Here is an 11,653-nt window from a genome sequence, read left to right as displayed (position 1 = left end):
TGGGTGTCGTAACCGCGTCACTACCAAGGGGCCTGTTCTTTCATGCCCGCGGCCGCACCCGAACCTCCGTCCAGATGATCACCCACGCCGCACACCTCGAACGAGATCCGGTTTGCCACAACGCACTAAGCCAAACGGTTGTACGTTCGCTGCGATTTGGCGTGATCTCGCACGGTGTCAGTCCGCGCTTGTCCGGCGCTTTTCCCGTGCTTGCCCAACACTTGGCGTACGGCAGTGGTTTTCATTTTCACATCAGGGTAAGCTGGTCACGCCATTCGTCGACACCGTCGGCGTCGCGGCCGACTGCGGGAGATGGCACATGACGGCCAGCTGTCAGGGGTCAAAAGGCAGCTGGTGACGGGTCGGCGGTCCCGCCAGCTCTGCTCTGGGTGTGGCGCCCGGGGCGGGGCCGCCAGGCCCGGGCCGCGGCCGCGCGCGCAAGAGAGCGTGCGAGCGGCCCGCCCGGCTTGGATACGATGACGGTGATCTGCGGCGACCGTCTGGCCCGTATCAGGGTCGGCCGCGGCCTATCGATACCGAACAAATTGGAGCATCCAAGGATGACTCGACAGTTGATCACCAGTGCTCTGCCCTATATCAATGGGATCAAGCACCTGGGCAACATGGTTGGGTCCATGCTCCCGGCGGATGTCCACGCCCGGTACCTCCGGCAGCGCGGCCGCGATGTCCTCTACATCTGCGCCACCGACGAGCACGGCACCCCCGCCGAGCTGGCAGCCAAGGAGGCCGGTCTCCCCGTCGACGAGTTCTGCGCGCGGCAGCACGAGGCGCAGAAGGCGATCTACGAAGGCTTCCACCTCGCCTTCGACTACTTCGGCCGCAGCTCGTCGGCACAGAACGTCGAGATCACCCAGACCATCGCGCGCGAGCTGCAGAAGAACGGCTTCATCGAGGAGCGCCCGATCCGCCAGGTGTACTCCAACACCGACGGCCGCTTCCTCCCCGACCGTTACATCGAAGGCACCTGTCCGCACTGCGGCTACGACAAGGCCCGCGGCGACCAGTGCGAGAACTGCACCCGGGTGCTCGACCCGACCGACCTGATCGAACCGCGCTCGGCCATCAGCGGCAGCAGCGACCTCGAAATCCGTGAGACCAGGCACCTCTTCCTCCTCCAGTCCAAGCTGGCAGCGGAAGTCGAGAGCTGGCTCGACGCCCAGAGCGCCGACTGGCCCGCCCTGGCGTCCTCGATTGCCCGCAAATGGCTCGCCGAAGGCCTGCACGACCGCTCGATCACCCGCGACCTGGACTGGGGCGTGCCCGTCCCGGCCGACACCTGGCCCGACCTCGCCGCCGAGGGCAAGGTCTTCTACGTCTGGTTCGACGCCCCGATCGAGTACATCGGCGCGACAAAGGAGTGGGCCGACGCCGCGCCCGCGGGCGAGTTCCGCGACTGGAAGTCCTGGTGGTACGAGGCCGATGACTCCGTCCGCTACACCCAGTTCATGGCCAAGGACAATGTCCCGTTCCATACCATCATGTTCCCGGCCACACTGCTCGCCACCCGTGACGCCTGGAAGAAGGTCGACTACGTCAAGGCCTTCAGCTGGCTGACCTACTACGGCGGGAAATTCTCCACCAGCCAGCAGCGCGGCATCTTCACCGACGCCGCCCTCGATCTGCTGCCCGCCGACTACTGGCGCTACTTCCTGATCGCCAATGCCCCCGAGTCCGACGACACCAGCTTCACCTGGGAGCTGTTCTCGTCCGGCGTCAACAAGGACCTCGCCGACAACCTGGGCAATTTCGTGAACCGCGTGCTCTCCTTCAGCCGCAAGCGGTTCGGCGACACCGTCCCGGCCGGCCGCGAGAGCGGCGCCCCGGAGGCCCGGCTCGGCGAGCAGATCGCGCGGCTCCTGGCCGAGTACGAGGGGCACATGGACACCCTGCAATTCCGCAAGGCCGCCGCCGCACTGCGCGCCCTGTGGAGCGCCGGCAACTCCTACCTGGAGGAGAAGGCCCCCTGGACGGAGATCAGGACCGACCAGGAGGGCGCCGCCCTCACGCTCCGCACCGCCATGAACCTGATCCATCTGTACGCCGTGGTGTCCGAACCCCTCATCCCGGCCACCACCAAGGCCATGCGCGCCGCCTTCGCCCTGCCCGCCGACTCCCCCGCGGCGCAGCTCCGCTGGGTCTCCGCCGACCAGGCCCGCGCGCTGGACTTCATCCCGGCCGGTACCGCCTTCGCCGTCCCGCCGGTGCTCTTCGCGAAGATCACCGACGACGACCTGGAGTCGTACCGCGCCCGCTTCGGCGCCAATGCTCCGTAGCGATCGCCTACGGGCCGACTGTGCCTTCGAAGCACTCCCGCGCGCCTCCGCCCGTCGGCTCCAGGCAGCCGCGCACCCGGTTCCCGGCGGTCACCGCCACCATCGGGGTGAAGAGATAGCCCTGCGCGTCGTACGTGTCGGTGACCTTGGCAGTTCTTGCCGGTCCGCCGGGTGCGGACACCTCGATCCGGTCGCCGATCCGGCTCTGCCAGATCCGGACCCATGCCGCGCCGCACTCCACGCTGTAGCGGATCTCCACCTGGGCGCCGGTGGCGGCCCGGTGCAAGCCGAGGGACCGTGGTGGGGCACCGCACAACATGCCCTCCGGGCTCTTCCCGGCGCAGGACTCTCCATGGCACCGGGGCCCAGCGGGTGACAGCTCGGGAGTCGCCGGGCGTGCCGACCGGGAAATCCCGAGCCCGACCGCTGCCGCGCAGACCAGCGCGACCGCCAGGCCGGCCGCGTACACCGTCCGGCCACGCCTCCGTGCCGTTTGCGTCGTCGTCAGCGGCGGCGGCGCCGCTGATGACGACGACGCCGACCCGGCTTCGGGCTCGGGGGGCCTGCACGCACCCCGCCGGCTGACGGCGAGGTCCGCCAGTTCCCACAGCGCCATGAGCCGGCCTTTGGGCTCATCGGCTACCTGGCACAGCGCTTCCACGGCCTCCCGTGGTGGCAGCACCTGCCTGCCGAGATACCGCCCCCACGCCGACTTGCTGTACGGAGTCTGGTCAGCGAGTCCTGCCAGGCTGAGGCCCGTACGGTGCTTCAGTTCACAGAGCCCCTCAACCAGCTGCCTGCACTCGGGCTCCGACAACCGGGAAGTCATCCGCGCAGCGCCGTCCAGGTGTGTGGCCCGACAATGCCGTCAACGACCAGCTTCGCGTGTTGCTGCTCCTGCCTGACGGCCCATTGCGTACGGTTGCCGAAGACACCGTCTATCCCGCCTGGTGAAAAGCCGGCCCGCTGCAGCAGGCACTGAACCTCAGCGACTTCCGGGCCCGCCATACCCATCTGGAGCACGGCGTCCCGAGTCGGGCTGTTGCCCGCATACCAGCTGCCCTCCTTGCGGTGGACGTCGCATGCGTAGCTCGGCTGCGCGCCGGCTTTGGCCGTAGTCCGGACCGCGTCCTCATGCCAGGGCTCGGTGACCAGCAGCGCCACGAGTACGCCTGCTGCCACCACTACGGCGGCCGCCAGCAGCTGCCGTTTGGTGGGCCGGTGCCTCGGCTCCGGCGGAAGCACTGGTCGCTCCTCGGCCTCCGGGTTCTGCTGGCCGGCCGCCGTCCCGCGTTCCCCCCAGCAGGTCTCGGCGACCTCGTGCAGCGCGAGCAGCCCGGTCGGATCGACCACGCACACCCGCGCCAGTTCTTCGACGGCCTGGCGCGGCGGCAGGCTCTTCCCGTTGAGATACCGCTCCCATGACGACTTGCTGTAGCCGGTCCTGGCTTCCAGAGACTTCAGATTCAGCCCGCTGTGGTCCTTCAACCTGCGCAGCTGCACCACCAGTTGCCGGACCTGTGGATCCACTGACTCGGGCAGCGCTTTCCAACGCGACATGTCCATTCCCCGTTCACGCACGCCGGTCCGTTCCCCGGCATCGGCACTCTACGGAATCCGGATGACGTCCGTCCGGCCGTAGTTCCCCCGTATACGTACCACGCGGGCGATCAGGCCACCAGGGCGTCCCGGCACGGCAGCATTCCCTCCGTCGTCCCTGCAGGTCAGAAGGTGGGACGTCCCGCTGGCACCTCACTTGGCCAGCCGGTCTGGACTCGGCCGGAAGCCGACCGGCAGCATCGGTCAGGCAGGACGGGCGGCACGGTCAACCGCGCCCCATCGCAACCCGGAAGGAATCCCGAGACATGAACGTAAGCAAGCGACTCGCGGCCACTGCCCTGACGGCGGCCCTCCTCGGCGGCGGCGCAGCCCTCGCCCCGCCGGCTCAGGCCGGTGTCTCCTGGGCGGCGGCCCCGGCAGCGTCGCCGCAGGCGGTGAAGTGCAAGCACCTGAGTGGCGTCGGCTACTACTGCGGCTACTACAAGGGGACCGCCACCAAGGCCTCCGGGAGTTCCGGCAGCGCCGTGAAGGAGATCCAGGCGCTGCTCAGGTACCACTGGAAGACCACACCCGGGAAGAAGCTGGCGGTGGACGGCAAGTTCGGCTCGAAGACCAAGGCAGCGGTCAAGTCGTTCCAGACTCAGATCAACAAGAACCAGCACCCTTCGCCGAAGCTCAAGGTGGACGGCATCGTCGGTGCCCACACCTGGTGGTGGCTGCGCTACTGAGCGAGTGGCGCACCATAGCCCGCTCGGTCGGGCAGCGCGACGGCGGCCCGTCCTCCCTGGGGGAGAGGACGGGCCGCCGTGCCCGGGACAACTCGGAGCCGGCCCCGCTATTCCTCCGCGGCGGACAGAGGCATCGCGGCGTCGGACTCGTCCTTGAGGGCGACGCCCGTCAGGCGGAGGTCGCGGGCGCGGTGCATGAGGGCGGCGAGCTTGCGGGCGGCCTCGGGGTGGGAGAGGCCGAGCGGGGGACGGATGTTGGAGACGCAGTTGCGGTCGGCGTCCGTGCGGCCGGGGCCGGGGGCGTAGGTGAGGTAGGCGCCCAGGCTGTCGGCGGCGGACATGCCGGGGCGTTCGCCGATGAGGACGACGGACATGGCGGCGCCCAGGGCGTGGCCGATGTCGTCGCCGAGGGCGACGCGGGCCTGGCCGGCGAGGACGACGGGGGCGAGGTTCCAGCCGGGGAGCAGGGCGGTGGTCGCGCGGACGACGGCGGCGGCGTGGTCGTGGACGGCGCGGCTGGAGAGGCCGTCGGCGATGATGACGACGGCGTCCCAGTCGCCGTGGGGGAGGCGGGCGCGGTCGGCGTCGTCGAGGCGGCGGCCCAGGTCGGGGCGCTGGAGATAGGTGAGGCGGTCGGGGGCGGCGCTGTGCACCCGGAGGGTCGGGGTGCCGGGGAGGGCGGCGGCGATGATGTCGGGGTCGAACGGGGTGTGGACGGCGTCCCGGGCGGCAGCATGGGCGGCCTGGAGCTCCAGGCGGTGCCGGGTGGGCAGGGCGGAGCCGGCCCGGCCGAGGCCGATGCGGGCCTGGGTGTGGCGGCGCAGGGCGGACCAGAGGGCGGCGTCGGCCACGCCGGTCGCGGGCGCGCCGGGATCGTGGGCCGAGCCCTCGGGGGGCGTGCCGGAGCCGGTCGCGGTGACGGGCGTCCGGTCGTCGTGGCCGACCCCGGGAACGGCCGGGACTGGGCTCGCGGACTCGCCGGCAGGCGTGAGGTGACGGCTCGTCATGCGGCGATCTCCTTCCCGGCGGCCGCCGCGATGGCGGCAAGCGGGTGGGCGGCGCCGGATACGTCGCGGATCGTGCCCCGGTCGTCCAGCAGGCCGATGCCGTCCAGCCAGGCCTCGAACTCGGGGGCGGGGCGCAGCCCCAGCACTTCCCGCAGGTAGAGGGCGTCGTGGTACGAGGCCGACTGGTAGTTGAGCATGATGTCGTCACCGCCGGGCGTGCAGATCACGAACGAGGCGCCCGCGACGCCGAGCATGGTGAGCATCGTCGCGATGTCGTCGTCATCGGCGTCGGCGTGGTTGGTGTAGCAGATGTCCAGGCCCATGGGCAGGCCGAGCAGCTTGCCGCAGAAGTGGTCCTCCAGCCCGGCGCGGAGGATCTGCCGGCCGTCGTAGAGGTACTCGGGGCCGATGAAGCCGACGACGGTGTTGACCAGGAGCGGCTCGTAGCGCCGGGCGACGGCGTACGCGCGGGCCTCGCAGGTCTGCTGGTCGACGCCGTGGTGGGCGTCGGCGGAGAGGGCGCTGCCCTGGCCCGTCTCGAAGTACAGGGCGTTCTGCCCGACGGTGCCGCGGCCGAGCTCGCGCGCGCCCTGGAAGGCCTCGTCGAGGATCCCGAGGGTGACACCGAAGGACGCGTTGGCCGCCTGGGTCCCGGCGATGGACTGGAAGACCAGGTCCAGCGGGGCGCCCTGCTCCATGAGACCGATGCTGGTGGTGACATGGCTGAGCACGCAGGACTGGGTGGGTATGCCGTACCGCTCGATCACCCCGTCGAGCAGTTCCAGCAGCGCCCGTACCGCGCGCGGGCTGTCGGTCGCCGGGTTGATGCCGATGACCGCGTCACCGGAGCCCATCAGCAGCCCGTCGAGCAGCGCGGCGGCGACACCCGCCGGATCGTCGGTGGGGTGGTTGGGCTGGAGGCGGGTGGCTATCCGGCCGGGGAGGCCGATGGTGGAGCGGAAGGCGGTGACGACGCGCACTTTACGGGCGGCGGCGACGAGGTCCGCGTTGCTCATGAGCTTCGAGACAGCCGCGGCCATCTCGGGGGTGACCCCCGGCGCGATGGCGGCCAGCGCCGGACCGTCGGCGGCCTCCGACAGCAGCCAATCCCGGAACTCGCCGACGGTGAGATCCGCGACCGGCGCGAAGGCGGCGGCGTCGTGCGTATCGAGGATGAGCCGGGTGACGTCGTCGTCCTCGTACGGGATCACCGGCTCGGCGAGGAACTGCCGCAGCGGTACCTCGGCCAGGGCCATCCGGGCGGCGACGCGCTGCTGCGCGGACTCGGCGGCGAGCCCGGCCAGCCGGTCACCGGTGCGTTCGGGACTCGCGGCGGCGAGGAGGTGGGCGAGACCGGTGAACCGGTAGCGGCGGACGCCGAGGGTGGCGGTGTAACCGCTCAAGAGTGGCTCTCCGTTCTGCGGGCCGCCCGGCTCCGGAGGGAGCATGCGGCATGAGGGCACGTCCCGTTGCCTGGACCGCGTGCGTCGGCTCAGCATGCCTGCCGACCCATGTCCCACCGACCGTAGGAGAGCCAGACCATAGGGTCCACGCATGGCCGGAGAGTTAACACAGACGTTCGTTTCGCAGTCGGAATTGACCCACATTTAACGCTGTGACCTGCGTGAATCCGAATCGCTGAGGTGAGAATTGCCCCTCGTTGGCGAACCGGATGAGGAGCCCGGGACGGGCGCCCCTGCCGCAGCCGGCCGCCCTTAGAATTGTCGGCTGTGCCCACTCTCCAAGCCCCCGACGATCTGCGTGCCGCCCTGGCCGAGCTGCTCGACGGGCTGCCCCCGACGCAGGCCGCCCGGGCCGTCGACCGGCTGATCGCGAACTACCGGGGCGGTACGCCGACGAACGCGCCGATCCTGCGCGACCGCTCCGATGTCGCGGCCTACGCGGCCTACCGGATGCCGGCCACCTACGCCGCCGTGCGGTCGGCACTGGCCGCGTTCCGGGCCCGGGCAGGTGAGTGGAGCCCGGCGAGCCACCTCGACGTCGGCGGCGGCACCGGCGCGGCGACCTGGGCGGTCGGTGACGCCTGGGCGGACGACGGTAGGCATGGCAGCACCGTCCTGGACTGGTCCGACGCCGCCCTGGACCTCGGCCGCACCCTGGCCCGGGGCGCCGACTCCGCCGCCGTACGCGCCGCCGAGTGGCGCAAGGTCTCCCTGAGCAGCGGCAAGCGGCTCCCCGAGGCCGACCTCGTCACCATCTCGTACGTCATCGGCGAGCTCACCGCCGCCGACCGCACCGCCCTGGTCGCGGAGGCGGCGCGAGCGGCCGGCGGCGCCGTGATCATTGTCGAGCCCGGCACTCCCGACGGCTACGCCCGCGTCATCGCGGCCCGCGACCAGCTCATCGCCGCCGGCTACCGGATCCTCGCCCCCTGCCCGCACGACGCGGCCTGCCCCGTCCAGGCCCCCGACTGGTGCCACTTCGCCGCCCGCGTCAACCGCAGCTCCCTGCACCGCCAGGTCAAGGGCGGCTCGCTCCCGTACGAGGACGAGAAGTTCAGCTACGTCGCCGCCGCCCGCTTCCCCGCCACCCCGGCCGTCAGCCGCGTCGTACGCCACCCCCAGCTGCGCAAGGGCCAGGTCCTGCTCGAACTCTGCACCCGCGACGAGGGCCTGCGGCGCACCACCGTCACCAAGCGGCACGGTGTGGACTACCGTGCCGCCCGCGATGCCGACTGGGGCGATGCGTGGCCGCCTTAGAGGCCGCCCCACCTGTTCGCGCGGCCTCTACTCCCTCGGCGGGATGACGGCGAAGGCCTCCGCCTCCAACAGCAGGTCCGGCCGGAAGAGGGCGGCCACCTGGAACGCTGTGCTGGCCGGCGGGCGCTCGGTGTCTATGTGGGCGTCACGGGCCACCCGTACCGCCGGAAGGATGGCGATGTCGGTGACGTAGAAGGTCAGCTTCACGACGTCGGCGAAGGTCGCACCGGCGGCGGCGAGGCATCGGCGCAGGTTCTCGAAAATCTGAGCCGCCTGGGCGGCGGCATCCCCCTCGCCGACGAGCTTGCCGTCCTCGTCGAGGGCGACCTGCCCGGAGACGGCGATGAACCGGCCCTCGCCTAAGACGACATGGCTGTAGCCGTTTCCCGGAGCGACGCCGTCCGGTCCGGAGATGTGGGTGAGATGCGACATGAGTGCTCCCTGAGTGGGTTGACCGTGATCGTTGACCGGCCAACGCTACGCGGCGACCGCCCGCCGCCGCTGCGAATATCCGCCCGAGTCACAGCCAGCCGTAACGCCGGAAGGCCCGGTAGACGACATAGGACACCGTGGCGGTGAAGGCCATCATCAGCGGATAGCCGAAGGACCACTTCAGCTCCGGCATGTTCTCGAAGTTCATCCCGTAGAACCCGGCGATCATCGTGGGGATGGCCAGGACGGCCGCCGCCGCGCTGATCCGCCGCATGTCGACATTCTGCTGTACGGCGAGCTGGCTGAGATTGGCCGCCAGCAGTCCGTCGACCAGCTCGCTGTAGCCGCCGAGCCGCTCCCGCACCTGGGCGAGGTGATCGGCGACGTCCCGCAGATAGCGGGCCACCTCCGGGCCGATGCCGGGCTGCGGCTCATCGGCGAGGCGCTGCAGCGGCCGGGCCATCGGCAGGACGGCGCGCTTGAACTCGAGCAGCTCGCGCTTGAGCTGGTAGATCCGCTCGGCGTCGTCGCCGTGTCCGGGGGAGAAGACATCGGACTCCATCTGCTCGACGTCCAGCTCGACCGCGTCAGCGACCTCCAGATAGTCGTCGACGACCTGGTCCGCTATGGCGTGGAGCACGACCGCCGGGCCCTGGGTGAGGAGGTCGGGGCGGGCTTCCAGATTGCGCCGGACCCGGGCCAGGTCGGGCGCGCTGCCGTGCCGGACGACGACGATGAAATCGGCGCCGAGGAAGATCATGATCTCACCGGTGTCGACGACGTCGCTGGTCGCGGTGAGCTTCTCGTGATCGACGAAGACGATCGTCTTGAGGACGAGGAAGAGCGTGTCGCCGTACTGCTCCAGCTTCGGCCGTTGGTGCGCCTTGACCGCGTCCTCCACCGCCAGTGGGTGCAGGTCGAAGGCCTCGGCGATCTCGGCGAGGTGATCGGCCTCCGGCTGGTGGAGGCCGATCCACGTGAAGCCGCCGGGCCGCTCGCGGGCGGCCTTGAGCGCCTCGCGCGGCGGCAGGGTCGCCTTGCGTACGCCGTCCTCGTACACGGCGCAGTCGACGACCACGTCATCGGTGCATTTGCGAGGCGCGGGCGGGACCGGGGCCTCCACCCATTTGCCGGCCTTGTCGGCTTTCCCGGTCCTGCCGGTGCTCAACCACTGCCGTTGACCTGCCATCGCGCCACTCCTCTTACCCAACTGCACAGTTACGTGGCCTGCTCCAGCACGGCCATCGCAGCATTGTGCCCGGGAATGCCGCTGACCCCGCCACCACGTACCGCGCCGGCGCCGCAGATCAGGACGTTCGGGCGGTCCGTCTCGACTCCCCACCGGCCGGTGGATTCCGACGCGTAGGGGAAGGCCAGGTCGCGGTGGAAAATGTGGCCGCCCGGCAGCCCGACCTCGCGCTCCAGGTCGAGCGGGGACTTCGCCTCGATGCAGGGGCGGCCGTCGGCGTCCTCGGCCAGGCAGTCGGTGAGCGGTTCGGCGAGTACCGCGTCGAGCTGCGCCAGGATGGCCTTGAGCAGGGCGTCCTTCGACGAGGAGAGCCGGGCGGGGGCGTGCAGGCCGAAGAGGGTGAGGGTGTGCAGGCCCTGGGCGGCCAGGTCGGGGGCGAGGATGGAGGGGTCGGTGAGGCTGTGGCAGTAGATCTCGGACGGGGGAGTGGCGGGGACCGCCCCGGCGGCGGCTTCCTCGTACGCGGTCTGCAGCTGGCTGTACGACTCGGCGATGTGGAAGGTCCCGGCGAATGCCTCGCGCGGGTCGATACCGGTGTCACGGAGCCGGGGCAGGCGCCGCAGCAGCATGTTGACCTTCATCTGGGCGCCCTCGGGCTTGGCGGGCGGTGCCTCGCCGAGCAGCCCGGCCAGCGCGTGCGGCGAGGCGTTGACGAGGACGTGCCGGGCTCCGACCCGGCCTCCGGCGTAGCTGACCTCGGCCTGCGTGCCGTCGGTTTCCACGGCCGTCACCTCGGCGCCGGTGACGATCTCCGCGCCCGCCGCACGGGCGGCGTCCGCGAGGGCGTCGGTGAGCGCGCCCATGCCGCCGACGGGTACATCCCAGTCGCCGGTGCCGCCGCCGATCACGTGGTAGAGAAAGCAGCGGTTCTGCAGCAGCGAAGGGTCGTGGGCGTACGTGAATGTGCCTATCAGGGCATCGGTGAGAACGACGCCGCGTATGAGGTCGTCATCGAACACCGCCTCCACCGTCTCGCCCAGCGGCCGTTCGAACAGGGCCTCCCAGGCCACCGGATCGTCCACGATCCGTTCCAGCCCGGCGCGGCTCGGCAGCGGCCCGGTCAGGGTCGGGAACACCCGCTCGGCGACCCGCTGCGTCATCCCGTAGAAGCGCTGCCACGCCTCGAAGTCCCGGTCGGAACCGGTGATCCGGAGAAAGCTCTCGCGGGTGCGGGCCGGGGAGCCGGAGTCGACCAGCAGCCCTCCGTCGCCCTTCGGGGTGTACGAGGAGATCCGGCGCCTGCGTACCGCGAAGCGCAGTCCCAGGTCGTCCGTGATCTTTCTCGGCAGCAGGCTGACCAGGTACGAGTAGCGCGACAGCCGTGCGTCCACCCCCGGGAAGGCCCGGGTCGACACCGCCGCCCCGCCGGTGTGGTCCAGCCGTTCCAGTACGAGCACGGAGCGGCCCGCGCGGGCGAGGTATGCGGCGGCGACCAGGCCGTTGTGGCCGCCGCCGACGATCACGGCATCGTAGGAGGTACGGAGGGGCATGCGCATGCGCCCCTTCGTACCACGCTCCGCCCGGCACCGGGCAATGGCCCTTGGGCGCGGGCCGGTGGCCGGCGTTGTGCCCACCCCGTTCCGACCAGCGGAACGGGGTGCCCACAACGTGGGTAAATTCAGCCCGTCCGGCGTTTGAGGACTGGGGATCTGGGGGCAGAGCC

Annotated in this window: 10 protein-coding genes; 3 read left to right on the top strand and 7 right to left on the bottom strand. The window is 70.7% G+C overall.

Annotated elements, in window-relative coordinates:
- The first annotated feature begins 560 nt into the window (after nucleotides 1-560).
- Complete coding sequence (metG, locus tag FCI23_RS18865) at nucleotides 561-2,294, top strand: methionine--tRNA ligase (RefSeq protein WP_136725072.1); 1,734 nt, start codon at nucleotides 561-563, stop codon at nucleotides 2,292-2,294.
- Nucleotides 2,295-2,301: 7 nt separating this feature from the next.
- Here the strand turns inward: metG and FCI23_RS18860 are convergent, their stop codons facing one another.
- On the bottom strand, nucleotides 2,302-3,123 hold the full coding sequence (locus tag FCI23_RS18860; protein WP_136725071.1) for a helix-turn-helix domain-containing protein: 822 nt from the start codon (nucleotides 3,121-3,123) through the stop codon (nucleotides 2,302-2,304).
- Entirely contained in the window at nucleotides 3,120-3,854 is a 735-nt protein-coding gene (locus FCI23_RS18855) for a peptidoglycan-binding protein (protein WP_136725070.1), read from the bottom strand. The genes FCI23_RS18860 and FCI23_RS18855 overlap by 4 nt, the downstream gene beginning before the upstream one ends.
- A 305-nt stretch (nucleotides 3,855-4,159) precedes the next feature.
- Here FCI23_RS18855 and FCI23_RS18850 point away from each other — a divergent pair, with 305 nt between their 5' ends.
- Complete coding sequence (locus FCI23_RS18850; protein ID WP_136725069.1) at nucleotides 4,160-4,582, top strand: peptidoglycan-binding domain-containing protein; 423 nt, start codon at nucleotides 4,160-4,162, stop codon at nucleotides 4,580-4,582.
- Between the two features lie 107 nt (nucleotides 4,583-4,689).
- Here FCI23_RS18850 and eutC read toward each other — a convergent pair whose 3' ends face one another.
- Nucleotides 4,690-5,589 (bottom strand): ethanolamine ammonia-lyase subunit EutC, encoded by a 900-nt coding sequence (gene eutC, locus FCI23_RS18845; RefSeq protein WP_136725068.1) that lies wholly within the window; start codon nucleotides 5,587-5,589, stop codon nucleotides 4,690-4,692.
- Nucleotides 5,586-6,992 carry an ethanolamine ammonia-lyase subunit EutB gene (locus FCI23_RS18840; protein ID WP_246143819.1) on the bottom strand — a complete coding sequence of 469 codons (1,407 nt, stop codon included), beginning with the start codon at nucleotides 6,990-6,992 and terminating at the stop codon, nucleotides 5,586-5,588. Before FCI23_RS18840 ends, eutC begins: the two co-directional genes overlap by 4 nt.
- 318 nt (nucleotides 6,993-7,310) lie before the next feature.
- Between FCI23_RS18840 and FCI23_RS18835 the strand changes: the two genes are divergently transcribed.
- A complete protein-coding gene (locus tag FCI23_RS18835) occupies nucleotides 7,311-8,309 on the top strand; it encodes a small ribosomal subunit Rsm22 family protein (RefSeq protein WP_407645987.1) in 999 nt (332 codons plus the stop codon).
- Between the two features lie 27 nt (nucleotides 8,310-8,336).
- Here the strand turns inward: FCI23_RS18835 and FCI23_RS18830 are convergent, their stop codons facing one another.
- The 3 genes from FCI23_RS18830 to FCI23_RS18820 form a co-directional block, all read right to left on the bottom strand.
- Entirely contained in the window at nucleotides 8,337-8,741 is a 405-nt protein-coding gene (locus FCI23_RS18830) for a RidA family protein (protein ID WP_136725065.1), read from the bottom strand.
- Nucleotides 8,742-8,829: 88 nt separating this feature from the next.
- A complete protein-coding gene (gene corA / locus FCI23_RS18825) occupies nucleotides 8,830-9,930 on the bottom strand; it encodes a magnesium/cobalt transporter CorA (RefSeq protein WP_136725064.1) in 1,101 nt (366 codons plus the stop codon).
- Between the two features lie 29 nt (nucleotides 9,931-9,959).
- A complete protein-coding gene (locus FCI23_RS18820) occupies nucleotides 9,960-11,480 on the bottom strand; it encodes a phytoene desaturase family protein (RefSeq protein WP_136725081.1) in 1,521 nt (506 codons plus the stop codon).
- Between the last annotated feature and the right edge of the window lie 173 nt (nucleotides 11,481-11,653).

This window comes from Actinacidiphila oryziradicis (genome assembly GCF_005047355.1).
Taxonomy (GTDB): Bacteria; Actinomycetota; Actinomycetes; order Streptomycetales; family Streptomycetaceae; genus Actinacidiphila; species Actinacidiphila oryziradicis.
Note: the sequence above shows the minus strand (reverse complement) of the source record. Positions and strands in the feature narration are given on the sequence as shown.